The following is a 24,372-nucleotide window of genomic DNA, read 5'->3' on the forward strand; positions in this document are numbered from 1 at the left end:
GGAGATTAACGAATCATAAACTTACTTTCCCTGCTTCAAACATAATCTAACAACCAACAACTCATGCGCGTAATTCCAGCTATAGATTTACTCAACGGCAAGGTTGTTCGTCTACACAAAGGAAACTATGATGAAGCCAAAATTTACAATGACGATCCCATTGCCGAAGCCCAAAAGTTTAAAGATGCCGGATTTGATCATATCCACGTGATTGACCTTAACGGCGCCAAAGAAGGGAAATTTGTGAACCTTGAGTATATCCAGAAAATAATAAATGGGGTTGGGCTATCCGTTCAAACGGGAGGCGGAATCCGCAGCTATGAAGATGCCGCCATGCTGCTCGATACAGATTTATCAAACATCATTTGTAGTTCCATGGCTGTAAAAAGCCCGAATGAATGGCTCAACGTGTTGGATAAATACGGTGATTCTGCCATTCTGGGTATGGATTTAAAAGATGGCCAGGTAGCTTATAGCGGCTGGCTAGAGACACTTGATAAATCACTAAATGATTTTTTGCAGCCGATGATTAAGCGTGGTTTATCTACTGTGTTGAGTACAGACATCTCCCGGGACGGTACACTCGAAGGACCTAATATGGAACTTTACCGGCAACTTTCTGAACAATTTCCAAACCTCAATTTTATTGCTTCCGGCGGTGTCTCAAATGCTTCTGATCTCGCTACACTAAACAACGATGGTCAATATGGGGTAGTTGTAGGACGTGCTTACTATGAAGGAAAAATATCTCTGGACGAGATGCTCCAATATCATTCAGGATAGTAATTCTTAACGACCAAAATCGTCCTGCACGCGCACAATATCATCTTCGTCGGAAGGATTATCTACATCGGTATGCTGCCAAATCTCAGCTAAAATGCCCCAGTTATCTAATCCAATCAACCGGTGACGCTCACCCTGCTGGAGCCGTACAAACTCTCCTGTTTCATATTCTTTAACGGGACCTTGCTCATCGGTATCGCTGGTCATGACTCCCACTGGCCCTTCAAGCACTTTCCAGATTTCGGCCCGGCGGTGGTGATATTGCCACGACAGGCGTTTATCAGGCTGAACCACCAAAATTTTGGGACTTAATTTCCCTGATATTTTAAGCTCTTCCACATCAATATCACCAAAATAAGTTTTAGCAAACTTAGCAGCTTCACTCTCGTCAATCACGAAAAAACCGCCCCACGGTCGCTCGTAATCCTGATCGACAATGGTAAACCCATTCTCGGTAATTTGTTTTTTAATCTTTTTGAATAATTTTTTCTTTGATTGATTGGTACTCATTAACCAAATACTTAGAAGTTATCAGTTCATATTTTCTGGCTGGAATTTACAAATAATCATCCCCAAAAATTACTTATTAATCCCTTTAGCCAACTAGATAAAAGATTCCCTCTTCAGCAAGATATCCATCGTAAATTGAAGTGGAAACTCTAAGAAAGGAAAGCTGTATCAGGACGTGCTCATAACTGTTTAATTTTACTGAAAATCACTGATCAGTATCGTATAACGCACAAAATAAAAAAGGCTGCGAAATAAATCGCAGCCTCAAAATCGTTTCAAAGTAATTAACTATTAGTGATCACGTTCACAATCGATCTTTGGTTCTTTCTGACATGGATCAACTGCTGTTGCTCCGCATTGTGGACATTCAGTTGGTTGTGCCATAGTGTCTTCGGTTTTTGGATTAACCTTCACTTCTATTCTACCAAAAAATTTGGTAATATGATTCCCTTTTGCACAAATTTATATTCAATCTAATTTAAATACATTAAAGTTTAATTTTACTGCAGCATGCTTGCAAAACGGATTATCCCCTGCCTCGATATCAAAGACGGACGAACAGTGAAAGGCGTAAATTTTGAAGGACTCCGTGATGCCGGAGACCCCGTAGAGCTGGCAAAACGTTATTCTGATGAAGGTGCCGACGAGCTGGTGTTTCTCGATATAACGGCCACTAAAGAAAAACGTAAAACGCTGGTCGATCTAGTGAAAAGGATTTCAAAAAAAATTAATATTCCCTTTACTGTAGGCGGTGGCATCAACAGTGTTAGCCAAATTGCCGAACTACTGCATGCCGGAGCTGATAAGGTATCGCTAAATAGCGCAATTGTTCGAAATCCCGATCTTATTAATAAAGCAGCACAACAATTTGGCTCACAATGTATTGTTGCTGCAGTAGATGCCAAGCGAATCGGGAATCAGTGGACGGTCTTTATTTCCGGGGGATCTATCAACACCCAAAAAGATGCACTGCAATGGATTAAAGAAGTTCAGCAACGTGGCGCGGGCGAAATACTGCTTACTAGCATGGATAAAGATGGAACCAAATCCGGTTATGATCTGGAACTTCTTCAAGCAGTAAATGCCTTTGCCCAAGTTCCCGTTATTGCCAGCGGTGGTGCCGGCACAAAGCAACACTGCATTGAAGCTATTACTGAAGGTAATGCTGATGCTATTCTGGCTGCCAGTATTTTTCACTTCCAAGAGATTGCAATCAGCGATTTAAAAGGAGAACTTAAGAAAGCTCATATAACAGTAAGAGAAACAACTTAATATTGCGTATTTGTAGTGCGTAGCATCTCCTAATCACTACTTTTGCGCAATACGAACTACGCAATATGCTACTATGATTGACATCGAAACATTAGATTTTAAAAAGGTCAACGGGCTTATTCCGGCTATCATTCAAGATGCCAAAACATTCCAGGTACTAATGCTGGGATACATGAATAAAGAAGCTCTTGAAACTACACTAGAAAATGAACGCGTCACCTTTTACAGTCGAAGCAAGGAACGTCTTTGGACCAAGGGCGAAACTTCAGGCAATTACCTTGACCTGGTCGATATCCAACAAGATTGCGATGATGATACGCTTTTGATCCTGGCAAATCCCCAGGGACCAATATGTCATACGGGCGAACAGTCATGTTTCTATGAAAAGGATTTTAAACCCAAACAAAAATTAGCCTTTCTCAATGATCTCGAAGAGCTGATTATCAGTCGTAAAAATGAGATGCCCGACAATTCGTATACTACCTCCCTTTTTGAAAAAGGAATTGATGAAATTGCCCAAAAGGTAGGAGAAGAAGCCGTAGAAACAATTATTGAGGCTAAGAACAATCAAGAAGAAGCGCTTAAGAATGAAACGGCTGATTTGTTATATCACTTGCTGGTATTGTTAGCTGAAAAAAATCTTTCACTCTCTGATATCACAGACTTATTAAAGAAACGTCACGAATGAATTCATAATAATACCTTGAGGATATCAAAACTATTGCCTGTTAAATCAGAGATCTTATTGCTTTCCTCAGCACTTTCCATTTCGTAAGTTTGACAATCTAATTTCTGCTAACATCTAAACTAGAAAATAATGAAAATTACGATTGACCAGCTGAAAAACACTCACATGGAAGCCGAAAACGAGGAGGGTGGACTTATTCGCATGGATGGATCCACTGAAATTGGAGGGCTCGAGGGTGGATTTAGTCCCATGCAATTACTGTTGGCCGGTGTTGGAGGTTGTAGTGCCATTGATATCATTGGCATCCTCAAAAAACAACGGCAAGATCTACAGGATCTGAAAGTAGAAGTGGAAGGTGATCGCCAGTCAAAAGAAGAGTATTCTGAATTTAAGACCATCCATATAAACTTTATTTTTACCGGAGATCTTGATGAATCAAAAGTAGAACGAGCTATTAATCTTTCGCTTGATAAATATTGTTCAGTTTCCAAAACCCTTGAGCAAGCATCCGAAATAACCCACAGCTACGAAATTTTATCCGGCTAACATCATGAATAATCAACAGGAAGAGACAAAAGCAATACGAAATCAGACTAATCGTACCGAGCAGCGAGAACATTCGACACCACTTTTTATGACGTCGAGTTTCGTCTTTGATTCGGCCGAGCATGCTCGCGCCTTGTTTGCCGACGAGATAAAGGGGAATGTATACAGCCGGTATTCAAACCCCAATGTAGACGAGTTTGTTGCCAAAATTTGCGATATGGAAAAGGCACAATCTGGAGTAGCCACGGCATCAGGGATGTCAGCCATCTTTTCGAGCCTTGCTGCTTTATTAGAACAAGGTGATCATGTACTAGCTTGCCGATCGCTGTTTGGATCATCGCATCAGATTCTAAGCGGCATTCTTCCCAAATGGGGTATTGACTTTTCGTATGGTAACATTGACAATCCCGAAAAATGGGAGTCTCGTATTGAGGATAATACCAAGGTACTTTTCCTAGAAACTCCTTCCAATCCCGGGCTTGACCTGATTGATCTTGAATGGGCCGGTAAACTTGCTGATGCTCATAACTTAATCCTCATTGTCGATAATTGCTTTGCTACACCTTATCTCCAAAAACCAATGGAGTATGGCGCTGATGTAGTGCTCCATTCGGCCACAAAATTTATTGACGGACAGGGACGCGGTATTGGCGGAATTGCTGTAGGGAAAGAAAGATATCTTGAAGAAATCAGTTTTTTCTGCCGGCATTCGGGTCCTGCACTTTCGCCCTTCAATGCCTGGATGTTTTCAAAAAGTCTTGAGACACTACCTGCACGCATGGATCGGCATTGTAATAATGCCCTGGCACTTGCCAGCTCGCTGGAAGATCATCCCAATGTGGATTGGGTTAAGTATCCCCATTTAGAAAGTCATCCGCAGTACAATCTTGCAAAAAAGCAGATGAAAAAAGGCGGCGGTGTAGTATCGTTTAATATTAGTGGTGGATATGAAGCAGCAAAGCAATTTCTGGATAAATTAAATACTTTATCTCTCTCTGCTAATCTGGGAGACTCCAGAACTATAGCTACACACCCTGCTTCTACAACACATTCGAGCCTGACAGAAGAAGAGCGTGCCGCAGTTAATATAACCTCTGGCATGATACGTATTGCAGTAGGACTGGAGGGTAAAGATGACATCCTTGAGGATGTACACCAAGCATTAAATTAATTATACACCTTCCTCTGCCAGCTGTAATGCTGCAGAATTAATACAATATCGCAGTCCGGTAGGTTCTTCACCATCAGGAAATACGTGCCCTAGATGGGCATCACAAACGTTACACCTCACCTCTATGCGCTTCGTCATAAGTCCGTAATCTTCTTTGTAGCTAATCACATTTTCCTGTACTGGTTGTGTAAAACTGGGCCACCCGGTACCGGACTCAAATTTTTCGGTGGAGTCAAAAAGCTCGGTCCCGCAGCAAACGCAGGTATATAATCCTGGTTTATGAAACTCACAGTATTCACCGGAACCAGCTCGCTCAGTGCCCTCCTCACGAGTTATCCGGAATTGCTCGTTGGTAAGCTGTTCTTTCCACTCTTCATCAGATTTTTCAACACGCTGAGGCGGCTTAGGATTACCATCTTCGGCAAAAGAATTTACCTGTTCCCAGTCAATCATATTCAATAGAAATTAATATCCAATTATACTTCCGTTAATAACTTTACAATTATTTAGGTTATTACATTCCTAGTTATAAAACAGAATCTTCATAATTAGCAAGTCTCATTATGCATAACACTTTAATTAACAAAGGGTAGCCCGAATTCTCATCCGAACTACCCGCTGTTTCAAATAAGCTTGCAAATTATCCTATTTCGGTAATCAAATCAGCAGTACGAGCAGAATATCCTGCCTCGTTATCATACCAAGCTAATATTTTTACCAAATTGCCATCGGTTTTTGTAAAACCACTATCATAAATACAGGAGTGAGGATTACTCAGGATATCCGTAGAAACCAGCTCTTCTTCGGAGTATTGCAGGACTCCATGCATGGCTCCATCGGCAGCACTGCAAAAAGCATCGTGCACTTCATCTACCGAAACATCACGATCAACAACAGCTGTCAGATCGGTTAGTGAACCATCAGCTACCGGAACACGAACAGCGCTTCCGTCTAGCTTTCCATCAAGATTGGGCAATACTAACCCTACAGCATCTGCCGCACCTGTTGTGGTAGGGACCAGATTATTAGCTGCTGTTCGTCCGCGTCGCAGATCCTTATGCGGGCCATCAAGAATATTCTGGCTGCCGGTATAAGCATGCGTCGTAGTCATAAATCCTTTTTGCAGACCAAAAGCATCATCCAGCACTTTCACCATGGGCGCCAAACAATTAGTGGTACAGCTAGCATTGGAATAGATCTGAATATCATCCTCAATCTCTTCATTATTTACCCCCAGCACAATAGTTTTTACATCCTTATCTCCTTTAGCCGGAGCTGAAATAATTACTTTGTCTGCCCCTGCTTCCAGATGCTTGGCAGCTGCATCCCGGGTTCGAAACAATCCAGTGGATTCAATCACGACATCAGCACCGCGCTTATCCCAGTTGAGGTCAGCAGGATCACGTTCCGACGATATCCCAATTTCCATGCCGTCAATACTAATACTGTCTTCCGTAGCACTTACGTCACCGTCAAAGGTTCCATGCACAGAATCACGCTTAAATAAATATGCTAACGTTTCTGCATCCGTTAAATCATTAATACCTACAATATTAATTTCATCGTTATGATAGGCGAATATTGATCGTGCCACTAATCGACCAATACGTCCAAATCCATTGATACCGACATTAATTTTAGCCATAAATGTAATCGTTTATTTGTCTCTGTGTTGAGTTAAACTCTAAATTTTTTGGGCGCTACTAGTTTAGAGCGCTCAAAAATAATAGTTAATCCATCATTTGTAAATTTTTGGGCTGATTTATTTATATCTATTTCAGCTGTCCGGTCCCGTGATATCCATTCATAAAATCGATCCCGCTCATCCGACGTTTCCCCTCCAGTTGGACTTCACGCAGTACAACAGTACCCGGCTCACATCCTACCAGCAAATCACCATTCCGAACCTCCAGCTGGCCTTTTTTTAGCGAGATATCAGGACCAACTTCGGAGCGATACATGTTAAACTTTAACCCATCGAGCGTGGACCATGCTGTGGGAAAGGGACTCAAACCCCGAATTTTATTGTGTACCGATTCAGCCGGCTCATGAAAATCAATCTCACAATCATCGGTAAATAATTTAGGTGCCGGCGTCGCTTCACTGTCATCCTGTGGAATCGTTTCATACTCATCGGCCGCAATTTCTTGCACGGACTGCAATAACGCCTCACTACCCTGCTCTTTCAGCCGCTTATACACATCACCAGTCGTTTCATTGTCACCAATTTCTGTTTTTTTCTGTTTAATGATGTTACCAGTATCTACCTCCTCATCCAAAAAGAAAACAGTACAACCTGTTTGTTCTTCACCATTCATTACTGCCCAATGGATAGGAGCTGCTCCGCGATATTTCGGTAACAGCGATGCGTGCAAATTGATTGAACCTTTTTTAGGGAGAGATAAAATATTGGGTGGCAGAATGCGAAAGGCAACAACCACAAATAAATCGGCATCAAGTAGTTCTAACTGTTCATAGAACTCCGGATCATCTAATTCTTCAACCTCAATTACAGGCAAGTCCAGCTCCAGAGCACGCTTCTTTACTTTTGTGGGATGCGTTTGAGAGCCGCGCCCCCGGCGTTTATCTACGTTACTGACCACCGAAACAATCTCATGCTCTGACTGATGCAGTTTCTCAAGGCTGGGAATAGCAAAATCCGGAGATCCCATAAAAACAATGCGCATAGACGTTTACCCTGCCTGAGCCTTTTTTGAAACTACCGGATAATCAATCTCCATACGTCCCTCATCAATCTCTTTTAACTTTGAGGACAGCAATTTACGCTTGAAATACGAAAGATGATCCAAAAATAATATGCCATCAAGATGATCAGCTTCGTGCTGTATAACACGTGCCCACCAGCCATCAATTTCGAGCTCTCGCTCCTCAAAATGCCGATCGCGATAGGAAACTACAATCTTTTCGGGACGACTGACTGTACTGTTTACGCCCGGAATACTCAGGCAACCTTCATCCATATCTACTTCCCGATCACTTTGAAAAGTTATTTCGGGATTAATCATCGCAACCGGTCCGCGTTTATCTTCTTCATCCTCGTACATCGGGTCGGCATTGGCCACAAAAATACGAAGCAGCTTTCCAATCTGCGGAGCTGCTAATCCAACCCCATCAGAATTATACATGGTATCAAACATATCGTCGATAAGCTGCTTCAGCTCCGGACCAAATTCTTTGATGGGCTCCGCTTTTTTGCGGAGCACCTCATCATCATACGTAACGATCGGTAATACGGACATCATCTGATTTGTTCTGTTCAATATATTTTTGGAGAATTATCGCAGCGGCTGCCTGGTTAACACGGTCTGACTCACGACGCTTCATTTTGGGTACATCGGCTTCGACCATAGCCCGCACTGCTTCTTTGGTGGTATAACGCTCGTCGATCTTAGCAACTTCCATATCTGGGAATTTAGCTTCAAGCTCTACGAGAAATTCTTCAACCATTTTAATGGCTCTGCCTTCGTTACCTTCGGGTGTAAGAGGCCAACCAACAACAATCTTTTCAACCTCTTCTTTGCTAATTAATTCGTGAAGCGCCTCCATAACCTCTTCAGTATGGTAGGTATCAATAGGATTGGCAACTGTTTTTAACAGATCAGTGCGTGCCACCCCAATCCACTTAGTACCAATATCAAGACCTATGATTCTTCCGTATTCTGCCACTGTTAACCTTCTGATTCTTCTTTTTCCTCTTCTTCAAGAGGCTGTTTTAGAAATTGTTTAAGTAACTTGCTGGGCTTAAAATGTGTTTTGCGATGCGGAGGCACATATATTTCCTCATTGGTACGAGGATTTCGTGCCCGCGGCTTTGCTTTGGTTTTCTTCACTTCAAAAACACCAAAATTACGTAATTCGATCCGGCATTCAGGATCAGCATCCATCATTGTTTCGCGCAGTGCGTTGAGTACACTGTCAACCCACGGTTCGGTGTGCACTTTCGGCTCATCCATCTTTTCAGCTACGCGACGAACAATATCTCGCTTGGTATAGGTGATCATAACCAGAGATTAATAATTTATTCTGCCTGCCGCTTGAAACACAAACTTCCAACAGCGAATAGACAATAACGAAATTAATTTATGAATGCTGGATGATATTACTTTTATCAGGAATATGAAAGTTCTTACACCTCCACATATGCCTATTGTTATCAGCTATTCGTAACGAAATACACTCTTCACACCATCCACTTTCTGAAGCTTCGTGATAATACGGTCCAAGTGATCAATATCATCCACAAAGACGGTAAGCATTCCCTCAAACATGCCGCTGTTACTATTTACGTTTATACTCTTCATATTTGTTTCCATCGACTTTGAGAGCACATCTGTAATATCATTAATCATACCTACACGGTCTTCGCCGATTACTTTGAGACCGCCCAAAAATTTCGAATCAATATTCTTAGCCCACGATACGTCAACAATGCGCTCACCGTCCGTTTGAATAAGATGATGGATATTCTTGCAGTTTGAGCGGTGAATCTTCACCTCACCATTACGGCTAATAAATCCCATAACGTCATCACCTGGAATGGGATTGCAACAATTGGCATAATTGTACTTAACATTGGTAAGCTCACCTTTTACAATCAGTGCTTTATCATCGCTGACCGAACGCGCCGCGTCAATATAGGTCTGCTGAACCTGCTCATCAGTTACCGGCTCTGGTGCTTCCTCATTTTTCTGATCGTCATCAACCCGCCCCTTACTGGTATACTGTTTCGCAGCTTTGTAAAGGTCATCAACATCATAAGTGCCCTTTCCTATGTCATAAAATAGATCCTGAGTAGTATCATAATCCAACTTTTGAGCAACCGGCATCAAATCTTGCTCGGAAATTTCAATATTGCCACGATCGACTCTTTTCTCCCAGGCTTTGCGACCCTCATCAGCTGTTTCGCGCTCTTTCTGCTTGATAAACTGTCGAATCCGCGACTTTGCCTTATGCGTTACGACATCATCAATCCAGTCAGGATTCAAATTAATATCGTTGCTCATAATAATTTCAACCTGATCCCCCACACTCAGCTCTTCGCGCAATGGAGCCATCTTGCCGTTTACTTTTGCTGCTTTGGCTCGCTCCCCAATTTCACTGTGGATCTCAAACGCAAAGTCGATAGGCGTGGCGCCCTGTGGTAATGTGCGCAGCTCTCCGTCGGGCGTAAATACATAAATTTCATCCTGATACAGATTAAGCTGAAAATCCTTTACAAACTCTGTTGCTGCCTCGGGACGCGGATTATCTAAAATATCACGTACCCAGTGCACAAATTTATCGAGGGTCTCTGAACCTCCTCCCTCTTTATACTTCCAATGGGCGGCCACTCCTTTTTCGGCGACATCATCCATGGGACGCGTACGAATCTGCACCTCCACTTTACGCCCCTTTTCGGTGATCACTGTGGTGTGCAACGACTGATAGCCATTTGCTTTGGGTACTGAGATAAAATCTCGAAATCGCTTAGGGATGGGCGTGTACCAGTCCGTAATAATAGAATACACACGCCAGCAGTCTTCTTTACTATGCGGATCTTCGAGAATAATCCGAATGGCAAATAGATCATAGATTTCCTCAAACGGCTTCTGCTGACGCTGCATCTTTCTAAAAATAGAATAGATGTGCTTGGGTCGTCCTTTTATTTCAAATGTGAAGCCCTGACTGTCCAGTTCTTCGCGAATGGGCTTCATAAATTTTTCAATAAAGGCCTCCCTGGCTTCCCGCTTTTCGCGTAGCTTACGAGAAATAAATTTATAGGAGTTTGGATCAATAACTCTAAAACAGAGATCTTCGAGCTCACTTTTGATGCTAAAAAGACCAAACCGGTGTGCCAACGGAGCATATAGCTCCATAGTTTCGGTGGCCTTTTGCATCTGCTTTTCGCGCGGCAAATGCTGAATCGTCCGCATATTATGGAGCCGATCGGCGAATTTTATCAACACCACGCGGATATCCTCGGCCATGGAGAGCAGCATCTTCATAAAGGTTTCGGCCTGCTTAGTATTTCGGCTTTTAAAAACGCCCGAAATTTTTGTAACACCATCTATGAGATGAGCAACAATATCACCGAACAGTTCTTCAATATCTTTGATTGTAACGCTGGTATCTTCAACCGTGTCGTGCAGCAGCGCAGCGATTACCGAAACATCATCAATATTAATTTCGGAAGCCACTATTTTTGCTACGGTAACGGGATGACGGTAAAACGGCTCACCAGATGCCCGGTCAACATCTTGATGAGAGATATAACAAAGCTTAAATGCCCGTGAAACCATCTCTTCATCCACGGAATCAAGGTTTTCTCGACATACCTCTAACAACTGATCCAGATCCTGCTGCTGAGCAGCATCCAAATCAAAAGCGCTGAAATCAATATTTTCTATGGTTTTTAAGTCAGCCATACATTTTAAAACCCTACCAAAAGATCATCACGGGTTATTATTAACAATCTAATATCAGTCTGCATTCAAAATAAACGAACTTGCTGCTTATTCCAATCAATCATCAGGCACATACTGCCCTAGTAAAATAAAAAAAGCGGGCGCCGTTAAACGCCCGCTTAACATACTTGTGCTCCAATTAGAAACTAAAAGAAATACCAAAAATCAGACGGCCTGTATTACTGTCAAAACTGGCATTTTGTGTAACACCGCTGAAACTTTCAGCAGATTGGAACCGATATTCCACAAACGGTTTTAGTGCAGGAATCGGACTTACTTTTGCCCCAACAAAGCCATTCCAAAAGAATCTGTTTTCTGATCCGGAAGCAAGTTGGGAAATCTCCACATCCGTTGTTGTAGAACCTACTCCTGTACCTACATATGGACTGACCAGTCCAATTGAGGCACCCACTGTTGCTGCAACCCCATAGTCGTAGTTTGTTATTTCTCTGGAGAAACTTTGGTTGTTCTGAGTAATTGTATTTTCATCATTGAAATAGCTAAAGTGTGCCCGCAATCCCAAATTTAGAACCGGCATTTTACTCAAAATCTCGCGTTCCAAACGCACACCAAAACCATTTGTGGGATCTTCATTCCTAATTTCATAAGAAGCACCAATACTCCATTGTGCCGCAGCAGATTGTGGTATACCACTTATGACAAATGCAAAAACAGCGAAGGCAAATAGTAGCTTATGTAGTCTCATAGTAATAATTAAATTAAGGATTAATGTTTATGTTGATTATGAGCAACATACAAGCTTATAAAAAGTAATTCCACATTCTGCGAAATACTATTTTATAAGCGTCATCTTTTGAACTTGAACAGTATTTCCTGCTTTTAAGTGTATAAAATAAGTTCCGCTGGCTAAATCACTCCCATCAAATTGTAGATTATATTTTCCGGGACGCTGTCTGTCATTAACCAAGGTTCGTACTTTGCGACCCAAGACATTATACACATTAATATTTACATCTGCTTCTGAAGAAAGCTGGTAGCGTATTTTTGTCGAGGGATTAAACGGGTTAGGATAATTTGGCTTCAAACTCGTTTCGGTTATGCCGCCTGCCACCTTTGAATTATCCAGTAATAGTTTTTCATATTCGCGATCTATACTAACCGTTTTACCGGGCGCTAAATCATAAAATACCGTATCCTGGTCGGTAACTCCTTTAATAGTATACCCTTCTGAAAGAGATTGAGCCGACAGCCGTGCTTTAACCGGAAAGTTATAAGTGGTAAGCTGTAATTCTGTATTTGGCTTGTCTGCTATGCGATATCCCTCCTCCGAACGAACATCAAGCTTAGGTTTTGGAGATTGGGGAGGCATCAAATAGGATTGACGCTGCTGACCATTAAGTTCTGATGGGGACACATAAAACTTCTGTACGTTATTGCCACGACGAAAGGTAACAACATCAGGCTGATTTTTATCAGTGGATACGATCCTGTTTTTAGGTGTACTGGCTCCCACAGCCATGGAAATAGTACCCGATTGATTAGCATTAATCCAGTAACCGTCATTCGGGTTAATTTCAGTGGCCGATTGATAAGTTCCACCTTCATATTTAAAGATGTCTGCCGAACTTAAAATAGCTCCCGGATCGTTGATAGCTGAAGCTTGTACTGTATCTGCAATTCCGGCTATTAAGTTCCAACCCTGATCAAGGGTAATACTTGCCGAGATGCTAGCCTCTCCGGCAAAGCCTATCTGTGAACCTGAGCGACTTTTAACCCAGTATCCCGTTTGGGATTCTAAATCAGAAGACGAACTATAGCTGCCTGCAAAACCATATACCGTTACATCATTACCAATTTGACTACTGCCGGTGGAAGATGTCAGTGGTGAACCAATGAGATTCCAGCTGTCAGTAACGGATGCATTTCGTTGATGGTAACCCAGCAGTCCGGAAGCATTACTTTCATTATCATCTATATCTTTAGCCGTAATTTTATAATAGTAAAAATTATTCCCCACATTGGTATCAGTATAAGAAGGACTACCCAATGCAGCCACAGAATCATACTTGGCTAAAGTATTGCTATCCAGTCCACGGTAAATATAATATTTCGTGATATCTGACTCTGTGTTTGCATCCCATTGCAGCTCTACGCTAGAACTATCGCCAGTTAGTGCCGAACCGGTAGGAGCACTTGGCGTCATGCCATCACTTGTCAGCTGTACATCAGCAGAACCGGCAAAAATACCACGACCGTGGGTAGCGGCCGCCACCGTACCATCTGATGGTCGAGATGTAATATGCTCAACAATAGAATAGCCAATACTGCCGGGCGAACCGTCATCCGATTCGCGAACCCATGTTGTGGATGGCCCGTTTAATGCCCCCGTAGAATAGATACCGGTACTTGTACCTACAAAATACACCGGCCCAGCCTGGGTGGGCAAAATTGTTGCACTGCGTAACGAAGGTCCCGGATCGGAATTAGTACCTTCCAGATCTCCTTCAATAGCCGTCCAATTGGTACCCCCATCAGCTGTATGATATAAACCTACGATATCATAGTTAGACATTACCACCATCGCTTCGTCACCGTCAATAGGGTTAACTGCAATATCATGCACGTAAGCACCTGATGGCGCCCCAGAAATCGAAATATCTTGGGGGGTAAAATTATTTGAGGCATCATCCGAATAAAATATTTCAGGAGTCCCATTTGTTGATGAAGTAGCATAATACAACCGATCCGATGGTTGTGAGGTTGTTACTGCAAGCGTTGTCACCTGATAACCTGTACTCGTAGTCGCATCATACTTACTCCAGCCTTGCGTAGTCCCTCCACTATTAAAATTTGAGATTTGATCTAGTTCGGTATTAATCCACATATTTGCCTGAGACGGATAATACATAATAGCATCATCATTCGGGTCAATGGCAAATGGGTGCACAAATAATTGGCCTGAAGCTTGGGACGGATATACAGATGTCCACTCGGTTGAAGTAGATGAATTATAACGAGAGGTTAAGTTTCCATCATTTTCTATCGTTAATCGAGTTACCTTTCCTTGTTGGGAAGAGACATAAGCATAGTCTGTGCCCCAAAATGCATAACTGCCGTCACCACTAGAAATATCAACCAAATTTGTCTGTGAAGTATTTTGGGTAGCCGCACGAAAGTATGGTGTTCCATTATCCTGTGTGCCCCCCATATAGCGATTGTCTCCTGCCTGTGAGGGAATAGCTACGGTATAAAATTGACCTGTCACATATCCTTCATCCTTGTCTTGCCAGCTAACTGATGAAGCTGTGATATCTGACGATACGCTGATACCCCCGTCATGACCACTCCAAACCCTGTCCGGGTTGGCAGGGTCATACGCAACTACATGCTGATCGGGATGCTGACCGGGATACTGAGATACATTGTTAATTTTTGCATATCCGCCAATCCAATGCTCGTCTTTGCTTGTATTAGCAGCAGTTGAAAATCCATCTCGAGATCGGAATAAGTTGGTGCCTCCAATCATAACAAAATCTGAATCATCTGGTTTTACTGAAACAACCATATTATACCCGCCTTGTAGATTAACCCCTCCGACAGAACCTCCAAAGTCAGGCAAGTTGGCAGATCGATCTTCAGCAGTAGGATTTTGAGGATCAGAAATATCAATTTTGTAAAAGCTAACTCCCTGATTCGAGGTATTATTCGCCCCTTTCAATGTAAAAACGTATAGAATATCCGGACTGCTTGGTGCAAAAGCCAAAACACTGCGGCGATAAGTATCAGGAAAATCACTTGGCGTTATCTCCGTCCAACTGCCCGATTGTCCGTCATTGTCAGAAATATAGATACCGGGATTGTGGTTATTTGCAGGATCCGACGACGACTGATCACTAAACGATGCCTCTGATATTACGGCTCCCACTGTACCATCAGAAGCAACCGTGACATCCGTAAAAAGTTGTTCTCCTTCAGTACCTAAGACCGGAGAACTGGAGAACGATTGGCCATCTGTTGAACGGTATATACCATAACCTGTGCTGGCGATAAAAATACTTCCAGTGGTAGGGCTAATTCTAATGCGGCTTACCGAGTTAAACTTATCAACCAATCCTTCGGTATCAGAACTTGCCTGGGAAAGCAGCTGCCAAGTATCGCCGTTGTCGGTTGACTTGTAGATTCCTTGCCCATAATAGGCCGCATTCGGAGCACTGGCAGAATTAGCCAAAACTTCTCCCGAGGCATAATACCAGTTGTCCAGATTCACGGGACTCTGGGCAAGGCTGGTTACGCTCATATTTTGATTGGGATCAGATCTAAGATTCCATGTACTACCGCCGTCCGTACTTTTCCAGATACCGCCTGATACTCCTCCTGCAATAATGATATCCGAGTTACGCTCATCAATAGCTAATGCTCGCGTACGACCACCTAAATCTTTGGGACCAGCAAGCTCCCAAGTGAGATCAATATTGGGATTACCCTGCACTGTTTTCGGACGCAGACCACTTCCACTTTTGCTGGGGATTGTTTGGGCATGCTTCAACTCTCGTGAACGAATATTTTGGGGAATTTTTCCTGTTGCCGGATCTCTGAGTAATCGGTGAAAATATTCACCCCGAGCCTTCTTCATCTTAATGGGATTCTCTTCAACCTCCTCAGCTACCTGCTCACTGTTAATCTTTTGTGATGGCTGAACATACCATAAGCCTGTAAAAATAATGAGGATCCCTACTGTAATCCCAACAAATATATACGCTTTTTTACTCATCTTTGAAGAATTTATTAAAAACTAATATAGCTATCTAATGATCATTATTTCTAACAATCCTACTTCTAATTAAAGCATTTTTTAACAATTCTGGAAATCCGACACTACCATCTTACTTAGCAACAAAAAAGCATTTTCAAATTTATAAATTCAGAAAATAATGAATGGACATTTCACAATTATACCCTTATTTTATGATACAATTTTAATTCCCACCTGTAGCAATACATCTTAATTAAGATATGTAACGGTATACACGATGCTATTCTTATTCAAAGATGAAGCTTGAGGTGCAAAACACAACATTTATTTTACATGACACAACAAGGAAAAGTTAAATGGTTCGATATCGAAAAAGGATACGGTTTCATCGAGCCTGAGGACGGAAGCAAAGATGTATTCGTCCACCGAAACAACGTAGAAAATTTAGATTATAATCAAGGTCTTGAAGACGGAGAAAGCGTAGAATTTGACGTCGAAGAAACCGATAAAGGATTAAGTGCGACTGATGTTCGCAGCCTTGATTACAAGTAATTCTTAGCTTGTTTATAAAAAAAGGTCCGTTTCTTTATTGAAACGGACCTTTTTTATTTTTCTCCTGTTTCTCCTTATTCCTTTTCTTGCATCAGCCACTGCAGTCTTGGCTTGGCCTTCTTTTCTGTTCTATAGTAGTCAAGCCCGATTACCACAGCCAACAATAAGTATTCCACTGCTACTAACCACAGATTTTCGGTGTAGTCTGCCGTAGCATAGGTTACATAGCTAAGAGGAATAACCACTGACCATGCCACCGGATACAACATGCCCGTCAGTGGCATAAACACGAGTAGTGAACTTATATACCAGGGATGCACTGTCGTTGAAAACAGATAATAGGCAGTAAGCGTGATCAAAAATACCAAGGGGATATTTTTAAGGGATCGATCTCGCAGCTTCCATGAAATCCCGAAAATTAAAGCTGTACTTACTGCTGCCAAAGTGGGTCCCGCGAATTGAATTATATTATATCCCACAACCTGCATTCCTACCCAGCGAATTACATAATACAGACTGGCATTAAATTCGAAGGTTTGAAAATAAAGTCCCAAGCTATCGCCAAAATTTTGGAAAAATGAGGGATCGAGAAAAGGCATATGCAGCAATATTGTACCTCCTCCCAAAACGCCTGTAAGCCAAAGGGCCTGTTTGCGAGACAAACTAAACAGCAGATATGGAACCAGTAAAAGTGGAATAAGCTTCACATTTACTGCAATCACAAATGAGATGAGCGCCCATAGCTTTTGATGTATCACAAAAAAGTATAACGAGAGTACCAAAAAGAAAATCATCACCGCTTCGAAATGCAGATTTCCGGAAAGCTCAACAATAATTAACGGGTTTAATGCATAAATAAGAAGATAAGAGGAGTTTAACCCGTAGTACTTCAGCAATTTTTTTAGTAACCATATTGTACCTAGTTCGACACCAATAACAAATAAACGGATGGTGACCACATTGCCCAGCAGCTCTCCTCCAAATATCCACGCAGAAAAGCCAAAAATATATTGGCAAACCGGTGGATAAACCGAGTAATAGTCCGGCGAATTAAGCTGCTGATATAAATGATCACTCACAATTGACAGTGAGGCAGATTCTTTCAGAGCCGAAGGCGTATGTGCAAAAGGATTGATACCGTTTACAAAAAGATTGCCGTCCCAAATAAACCGAAAAATATCATCCGAAAGCTCGGGAACAGAAAAAAGAAACAACAACCGGAAAATAACCGCTGCGGCAATCCCCCATTGTAGTTTAATCGTAGTATCCCAAGATGACCTCAGCATTAGAATATACTGAACAAACAAGAGGCCAAAGGTAGCCAGTACCCAACCAGTTTGGCTACGTTCCAGAGCGTATCCCAACAAAAAATATGCGCCCAGTGATACCAGCACTAGTCCCGCAAAACGAATATGGCTGCCGGATTTTTTCATACCGCCTTCGCCCATCGCTCATAGAAAGAATAGCCCACGAGAATTCCAAAACCGGCACTAAGCATCAGGTGAAAAACAAGCATAGCCTTATCCCCAATGAGAAAGGCAGCTACAACCCCGAGCAGAAAATAGAGCGCCAATAGGCCCTCTGCAACCGTCGAGAATGAAATATCGTTGCTTAGATACTCATTCGATTTCCATGAATCTGAAAGACCTGTAATATTAAATTTGGGCGTTCGAATGAAGGCAGAAGACTTTCCCAAAAATCCCTTGAAGACGGCAATAGAATTATGGGCGGAAAGAGCCATAGATATAGATAAAAATACGGGAAACATCAGTATAAATCGCCCGATTTTTCTACTTGTTTTACCTTCTTCAGTAAGTAACGGCAGGCTATAAATAAAAATCCATAGCAAAATACCACTCAAGAAGAAGCTTAATGTTTTCAGTACGGTACTTATGCCTCCTGTTGAAGCACTTATTAAAAGAAGAGGTACACTTATAACCGATATCAAGAGGATACATACAAAGATACTGCTGCTCATCAGATGACTGCTTGCCTGTAGTTTGGTGATAAATGGAAGGCGGCTATTCCAAATATTGGTGAAATGTTTGCGGGCAGTCTCCGCTGCACCCTTCATCCAGCGATACTGCTGACTTTTAAGTGCAGACACCGTAACCGGCAATTCGGAGGGCGATGTTACTTTTTCCAGATATTTAAAATCCCAATCCTTAAGCTGGGCACGATAGCTGAGATCCAAATCCTCGGTAAGTGTATCGTGATGCCAACCTCCGGCGTCTTTTATACAGGAGTTGCGCCACACTCCGGCCGTGCCATTAAAATTCATAAAAAAACCGGCACTATTTCGTCCCTTCTGCTCAACCGTAAAATGAGCATTCAGCGCAAAAGCCTGCATCCGGGTGAGCAGTGAATAATCGCGATTCAAATGGTCCCAGCGTGTTTGAACCAGCCCAACCTCCTCATCTTCAAAATGAGGGATCGTCTGCTTTAAAAAGTCAGGATCAGGTACAAAATCCGCATCAAAGATAGCAGTAAACTCACCTTTTGCCCGCTCCAGCCCATGCTGCAGAGCTCCGGCCTTGTATCCCTCGCGCGAATCTCTGCGTATGTGCTTAATGTTAATATTCTCCGACTGAAGCTGTTGTACCTTCTCTGCAATAATATCAACCGTTTCGTCAGTAGAGTCATCAAGGACCTGGATTTCAAATCGCTCTTTCGGCCAGTCGAAATCCGCCACCGCATCAATCAACCTGTTGACCACATATTTTTCGTTAAAAATCGGCAGTTGCACCGTCACCATAGGACATTCATCCGGACTCCTTTTTGACCAGTCCACCTTCGGCTCCCGGGATTCACCTCTGCCCTTCAGGTAGTGATATGCCAAATGACTTTGGCCCAGCGTATAAATAAAGATAGCTGCAAGCCCCAGCATATATAAGCCAACCACAATGACATCTACAAACTCCATGGAGTACTATAAATTTTTAAAAATCGTATATAAGATTTTGTACCCGGCTTTAATTGATCCGTTGATGGTACCCGAAATTTTAGAAACGCCAATACGCTTTTTATAGCTTACCGGCACCTCGGTATATGCAAAATTGTGCTTTAATGCTTTTACCTGCATTTCTACGGTCCATCCAAAAGTTGTATCTTGCATATTCAACTCCAGTAACTTGTTGAATTTTATAGCCCGGAACGGACCAAGGTCAGTAAATTTTGCATTCCAAAACAGTCGCATAAGACTCGTAGCCAGCCAGTTACCAAAAATTTGCTGTGGTTTCATCGCTCCCGGCTCTCGGTTACCCAACGCCCGAGAACCGATGACCAAATCAACATTATTTTCAATAATCGGATCTACTATTTGTCCCATTTCATCAGGGCTGTCGGAATAATCTGCATCTAAAAAGACAACAATATCCGGCGGATTCTTACTTTTCTTCAGATAGTCAATGCCTTTTAAACAAGCATTGCCATATCCCCTTTTGGGCTGATCAATGACCGTAGCCCCTGATTGTCGTGCTCGCTTTGCCGTGGCATCGCTGGAGGCGTTATTAACAACTACAATTCCATCAACCAGCTTCTTGGGAATATCCTCAATGACCTGTTGAATGGATTGCGATTCATTAAAAGCCGGAATAATAACTTTAATTACAGGTTCTTGCATCTAAATAATAACACTAAAAAATTCGTACTGTTTCCTTTATAGGAATACAACTATTTATAGCCCCAGCTTCTTTCGCAGTTTCTCATCTGAATTTGTATTTTTCTGCCAATAAGAGCTTTTGATGGAGTGCGTTCGCACTGATTTTGCCGTTAACGTATCGTCCTCTGAGGTCACCTTCGACTGTATCCACCCCGCAATTTGGTGCGGAAACGACTGCTCATAAATAATATTCAGCATGCGTCCGCTCTCATTATATCGCAAGGAATAAGATTTTAAGCTGTCGCCGGGAAAGCTGCTGCCTGTCCATTTACTTTTTTTAGCCGTTGCTTGTTGAATACCCCATTCGGCATGAGTGGTACGAATAGAAAAACTAGAGGGAATAACCTGAATATTACCTTCCGGCAGCAAGTCGGGATTGAGCCGCAGCTTGGTCCAAATCTCATCTTCCAGTAATGTAGCCTCAACCGATTTTTGGTAATCACCTTCAGCTTCAAAATATGAGTGCCCGGTGATTTTATACTTATTTTTTACAGCATTGAAATTCATCTGCGAATAGGTTGTTCCACACCACTCCTGGGATGAGCTGGCTACTTTTAAGGATCGCGGCCGATCTTGGTAGTTTACCGGCGTAAATATCGATGACATCATATTATATTCATAAATACCGGTTACAAACTCTTTTATAAAATTGAGCTTTAGCACTGAGGCTGTTTCTCTGCCCTCGGCCGCCGACTCCAGCTTGACCTGTTCTTCAGTCAAAAAATCCTCCGTCACAAATACCATTACAGCATCACCATCACGTACTTCACCATATCGAATCTGCTCCATATCATACCGGTTCAGCTCAGCCTCGCCCTGGTACCAATAAGCTTTAAAAGTAGAATCACTCATCAACGACTTGCCGGATGAGAAGGCACCGGACTGCACCTGAGGATTCCCACAGCCGGCTACTGCTAGCAGTACGACCAATGATAGATAAACGATTACATTACATTGTTGGCTCGTAATATCCATGAAATATGAGTCTATTTTATGTTTCTATGCCGCCATTTACCGTTACTCCATCTTCGTGAACAGTGAAGGCCTTCGGCTCATTGAACCGACCTTCTTCGGGACCGTTTTCAAGTTTAAGAACGCCACGCGGACATACCGATGAACACACACCGCATCCTACACACGAAGAACGAACAATATTTTGCCCGCGCTGGGCATACCAGCGCACGTCGATACCCATTTCACAGTATGTAGAACAGTTGCCACAGCTGATGCACTGTCCCCCATTAGTAGTGATGCGAAAACGGGATTTAAACCGCTGTATCAATCCGAGGTAGGCCGCCAACGGACATCCAAACCGACACCACGGCCGGTTACCCAAAATGGGATAGGTGCCTACTCCAATAACGCCGGCAAAAGCAGCACCAATTAAAAATCCATACCAAGATCGTAGGTTATACGTATCAATACCCAGTAAACTACTGCTGCCTGTAAAATAAGTGTAAAGCACGCCAATAGTCATTATAGTAACAAGGACCAGCACGCTGTGAACCGACCACCGCTCAAGCTTCCAGGCGCTTTTTGAGTTATCAGAAAGCTGGCGGTAAGGATCTCCGAATGTCTCAGCTAATCCCCCGCAGCCACATACCCAAGAACAATACCATCGTTTGCCGTAGAAATAAGTAAGAACCGGCACAACTACAACAGTTAAGGCAATGCCCCACATTAGCATAAACATTCCCAACGAACCACTGTTGACGAAGGTATTAATCTGCCAATCAAAAAAGAAATCATAGTCGAGCGGCCAGATATTTTTAAAATCGTAATAGGGTTTATTAAAAGCCACCAGCAGCTCGGGGATAATAAAAGCAAAAGCAGTTTGAAAAAACATGACCGATGAAGTGCGCACCAGATGATATTTGCTATGCCGATATTTGATAAACATGCGCACTCCCATCACAACAATGGCCAGTGTATATAGCAATCCATATAAAAACCACTGCCCGGCCGGCTGACCCTTAATAGCCATACTGATAGGATCTACCATTTTAATCCAGTTGACAGCATATTCGGGATACCAGTAGATAAACACATAAAAAGCGATAAAATAAAGTCCCGTTGCCCAGCCGATGGTACCAAGACTCATAGCCGAATTGTGATAAATATGATCGTTATCGATACCCGGTAGCCGTAACCAAATCTTAGGCAAAAAGAAGATAATAGCACCCAGACAACCCAGCCCTATGCTCAGCCAAAAGTATAGCATAGAATAGCTATCAATAATGCCCGTACTGGCCTGCTTAGCGATATTTAGTCGATATACTCCCTGTTTATAGTCATTAATCCTATCTCCATCATCTAACGTTTCATTCGCTTCCTCAATGGCCGGTTTTAAATTCGCAATAAAACTAAAAACAGTAGTATACGACTGTTGCTGCATCGTTGTGGTTTGCTGCGCTATAGCCTGCCGGTGCTGCTTATTTGAAATGGAATCCTCAATGCTACTTTTGGACAGCTCAAAAGGACCCATAAACATGACATAAGTAAACAGCAGGAGTCCCATTACAAACAGCGCCAAGCCGGTATAACGAATAATATACAGTCCCTTGGATGAGGGATTCGTATCGTCTTTAATTTCGTTGATAACCTTGTTCAATTTTTGGTCACTCATATCCCTAGGCCGTCATTTGATTTTCGAACTGAAAAAGTCCCAGCAGGCCGCGCTTTTGTTTTAGCTCAAGTTGCCGATCGGGATACCTTTCATTGTAATAGGTGATAATTTCTGACTCATGCTGATCACAAAATTCGGGATCAAAATTAACTTCTCCCAAGTGTTCCAGCACATATTCCAGCGTCTTGCCTTCATCAATCCACTGCTCACAAACCGCATGACGGAGCCGCATGCCAAAAGAATTAAAACCAGTAACAGCACGATCTGATTTTTTGTAATTAATCCGCAACAGCAGATTTTCATCGGGATGTTGCCAGCAAAATGTCTCACAACCATCAGGCAACTGCGGGGGGACACGTCCATACGTTTGCCACTCGATGGTCATAAACTTGGCCGAATTAAACCAAATTCCGCGATCATAAGCTTTGCGCTCTCCACACAGATTACGTGCCAGGCATTCACCCTGCAGGCGACCGGTGTACCAGAGTTGTTCAATAGACGGATCCCCATCAGGCACCTCCTTAAATTCGGCACAATCGCCGGCGGCATAAATATCATCAATATTAGTTTCGAAGTGACGATTCACCAATATGCCTCGGTCGGTTTCAACAGGTCCCGATTTGACCAGCTCTAAATTGGGATGGACGCCGGGTGTGAGAGCTACGAACTGGCAATCAATTTGGGTTCCCTCCTGCGTAACCACTGCCCGCACTCTACCATTATCATCAGGCAATATCTTTTCTAGATTTGTTTCTAGCCGCAGATCAATATGATGCCTGCGAATTTCTTCGTTGATCATCTTGGCCTCATCTACCGGCAAAGCATTATCCCAATAGTTGGATTCGCGCACCAAAAAGGTGACGGGGATATCACGCGTGTGTAGCATCTCAGCCACTTCAATACCAATAAGTCCGCCACCTACAATAACAGCGCGGTCAATATTCTTAGTATTTTCTTCCATCAACTGCAGATCTTGATAGCTGTAAAGCCCCTGAACACCATCTAGATCTTGTCCCGGCCAGCCAAACTTATTGGGCTGCGATCCGGTAGCCAATACCAGTTTATCATAGCTGACAGATTCGCCTTCCCGTAAATCCAGCTCCCTGTCTTCTACATTAATATCCATAACGTGATCACAGATCAGGTTTAGATCGTTCTTTTCCCAGAAGTGATCCTCATAGGGCTTGGTATGCTCGTACTCCATGTGCCCCATATAGATATACATCAGCGCTGTTCGCGAAAAAAAGTACTCCGTTTCGCTGGAGATAATAGTTATATCCCAGTCGGTGGCTTTTCGCACATAGCGCGCTGTAGTAACTCCGGTGATACCATTGCCAATAATTACAAGATGCATAAACGACCCATAGGTTCTGTTTGCCAATTAG

The 24,372-nt window shown here is 42.7% G+C and carries 22 protein-coding genes; 6 read left to right on the forward strand and 16 right to left on the reverse strand.

Translation table 11 applies throughout. The features are described 5' to 3' along the window. Positions 1-63 precede the first annotated feature (63 nt). Entirely contained in the window at positions 64-783 is a 720-nt protein-coding gene (hisA, locus tag LX73_RS10995) for a 1-(5-phosphoribosyl)-5-[(5-phosphoribosylamino)methylideneamino]imidazole-4-carboxamide isomerase (RefSeq protein WP_148899562.1), read from the forward strand. 6 nt (positions 784-789) lie between these two features. Here hisA and LX73_RS11000 read toward each other — a convergent pair whose 3' ends face one another. Continuing rightward, positions 790-1,293 carry a cupin domain-containing protein gene (locus tag LX73_RS11000; RefSeq protein ID WP_148899563.1) on the reverse strand — a complete coding sequence of 168 codons (504 nt, stop codon included), beginning with the start codon at positions 1,291-1,293 and terminating at the stop codon, positions 790-792. Positions 1,294-1,803: 510 nt separating this feature from the next. On the opposite strand from LX73_RS11000, the gene hisF reads away from it, so the two are divergent. From hisF to LX73_RS11020, 4 genes are all read left to right on the forward strand, one after another. After that, a complete protein-coding gene (gene hisF, locus LX73_RS11005) occupies positions 1,804-2,565 on the forward strand; it encodes an imidazole glycerol phosphate synthase subunit HisF (RefSeq protein ID WP_148899564.1) in 762 nt (253 codons plus the stop codon). A gap of 73 nt (positions 2,566-2,638) precedes the next feature. Beyond that, a complete protein-coding gene (gene hisIE, locus LX73_RS11010) occupies positions 2,639-3,253 on the forward strand; it encodes a bifunctional phosphoribosyl-AMP cyclohydrolase/phosphoribosyl-ATP diphosphatase HisIE (protein WP_148899565.1) in 615 nt (204 codons plus the stop codon). Positions 3,254-3,382: 129 nt separating this feature from the next. After that, entirely contained in the window at positions 3,383-3,799 is a 417-nt protein-coding gene (locus tag LX73_RS11015; RefSeq protein WP_148899566.1) for an OsmC family protein, read from the forward strand. 4 nt (positions 3,800-3,803) lie between these two features. Next, complete coding sequence (locus LX73_RS11020) at positions 3,804-4,970, forward strand: trans-sulfuration enzyme family protein (protein ID WP_148899567.1); 1,167 nt, start codon at positions 3,804-3,806, stop codon at positions 4,968-4,970. Here the strand turns inward: LX73_RS11020 and msrB are convergent, their stop codons facing one another. From msrB to LX73_RS13140, 9 genes are all read right to left on the reverse strand, one after another. Then, on the reverse strand, positions 4,971-5,423 hold the full coding sequence (gene msrB, locus LX73_RS11025) for a peptide-methionine (R)-S-oxide reductase MsrB (protein ID WP_148899568.1): 453 nt from the start codon (positions 5,421-5,423) through the stop codon (positions 4,971-4,973). It lies immediately after the preceding gene. Between the two features lie 187 nt (positions 5,424-5,610). Beyond that, the gene (gene gap / locus LX73_RS11030) at positions 5,611-6,615 is read right to left on the reverse strand and encodes a type I glyceraldehyde-3-phosphate dehydrogenase (protein ID WP_148899569.1); all 1,005 of its coding nucleotides are present in this window, start codon (positions 6,613-6,615) and stop codon (positions 5,611-5,613) included. Positions 6,616-6,742: 127 nt separating this feature from the next. Next, positions 6,743-7,657, reverse strand: coding sequence for a methionyl-tRNA formyltransferase (gene fmt / locus LX73_RS11035; protein ID WP_148899570.1), 915 nt, complete (start codon positions 7,655-7,657; stop codon positions 6,743-6,745). Between the two features lie 6 nt (positions 7,658-7,663). Next, entirely contained in the window at positions 7,664-8,230 is a 567-nt protein-coding gene (gene def, locus LX73_RS11040; protein WP_148899789.1) for a peptide deformylase, read from the reverse strand. Then, positions 8,202-8,657, reverse strand: a complete 456-nt coding sequence (gene ruvX, locus LX73_RS11045) for a Holliday junction resolvase RuvX (RefSeq protein ID WP_170245669.1) — start codon at positions 8,655-8,657, stop codon at positions 8,202-8,204. Before ruvX ends, def begins: the two co-directional genes overlap by 29 nt. A 2-nt stretch (positions 8,658-8,659) precedes the next feature. Then, complete coding sequence (locus tag LX73_RS11050) at positions 8,660-8,992, reverse strand: HU family DNA-binding protein (protein WP_148899572.1); 333 nt, start codon at positions 8,990-8,992, stop codon at positions 8,660-8,662. 156 nt (positions 8,993-9,148) lie between these two features. Continuing rightward, positions 9,149-11,395, reverse strand: coding sequence for a RelA/SpoT family protein (locus tag LX73_RS11055; RefSeq protein WP_148899573.1), 2,247 nt, complete (start codon positions 11,393-11,395; stop codon positions 9,149-9,151). 178 nt (positions 11,396-11,573) lie between these two features. Further along, the gene (locus tag LX73_RS11060) at positions 11,574-12,140 is read right to left on the reverse strand and encodes an outer membrane protein (RefSeq protein ID WP_148899574.1); all 567 of its coding nucleotides are present in this window, start codon (positions 12,138-12,140) and stop codon (positions 11,574-11,576) included. A gap of 87 nt (positions 12,141-12,227) precedes the next feature. Then, on the reverse strand, positions 12,228-16,166 hold the full coding sequence (locus tag LX73_RS13140) for a T9SS type A sorting domain-containing protein (protein ID WP_148899575.1): 3,939 nt from the start codon (positions 16,164-16,166) through the stop codon (positions 12,228-12,230). 315 nt (positions 16,167-16,481) lie between these two features. Between LX73_RS13140 and LX73_RS11070 the strand changes: the two genes are divergently transcribed. Then, on the forward strand, positions 16,482-16,700 hold the full coding sequence (locus LX73_RS11070; RefSeq protein ID WP_148899576.1) for a cold-shock protein: 219 nt from the start codon (positions 16,482-16,484) through the stop codon (positions 16,698-16,700). Between the two features lie 74 nt (positions 16,701-16,774). On the opposite strand, the gene LX73_RS11075 is transcribed toward LX73_RS11070, so the two are convergent. The 6 genes from LX73_RS11075 to LX73_RS11100 are packed head-to-tail and all read right to left on the reverse strand — an operon-like array spanning position 16,775 to position 24,341. Then, positions 16,775-18,133: an MptA/MptB family glycosyltransferase gene (locus LX73_RS11075; RefSeq protein WP_170245670.1), complete on the reverse strand. Its 1,359-nt coding sequence runs from the start codon at positions 18,131-18,133 to the stop codon at positions 16,775-16,777. Beyond that, the gene (locus LX73_RS11080; protein WP_148899578.1) at positions 18,130-19,623 is read right to left on the reverse strand and encodes a cellulose synthase family protein; all 1,494 of its coding nucleotides are present in this window, start codon (positions 19,621-19,623) and stop codon (positions 18,130-18,132) included. Before LX73_RS11080 ends, LX73_RS11075 begins: the two co-directional genes overlap by 4 nt. A gap of 6 nt (positions 19,624-19,629) precedes the next feature. Further along, a complete protein-coding gene (locus LX73_RS11085; RefSeq protein ID WP_148899579.1) occupies positions 19,630-20,322 on the reverse strand; it encodes a glycosyltransferase family 2 protein in 693 nt (230 codons plus the stop codon). Positions 20,323-20,376: 54 nt separating this feature from the next. After that, entirely contained in the window at positions 20,377-21,336 is a 960-nt protein-coding gene (locus LX73_RS11090) for a hypothetical protein (protein WP_148899580.1), read from the reverse strand. Positions 21,337-21,352: 16 nt separating this feature from the next. Further along, positions 21,353-22,987, reverse strand: coding sequence for a 4Fe-4S binding protein (locus tag LX73_RS11095; RefSeq protein ID WP_211359420.1), 1,635 nt, complete (start codon positions 22,985-22,987; stop codon positions 21,353-21,355). A 4-nt stretch (positions 22,988-22,991) separates the two neighbouring features. Then, the gene (locus LX73_RS11100) at positions 22,992-24,341 is read right to left on the reverse strand and encodes an NAD(P)/FAD-dependent oxidoreductase (RefSeq protein ID WP_148899581.1); all 1,350 of its coding nucleotides are present in this window, start codon (positions 24,339-24,341) and stop codon (positions 22,992-22,994) included. Positions 24,342-24,372 lie beyond the last annotated feature (31 nt).

Origin of the sequence: Fodinibius salinus (assembly GCF_008124865.1) — a bacterium.
In the GTDB taxonomy this organism is placed as follows: domain Bacteria; phylum Bacteroidota; class Rhodothermia; order Balneolales; family Balneolaceae; genus Fodinibius; species Fodinibius salinus.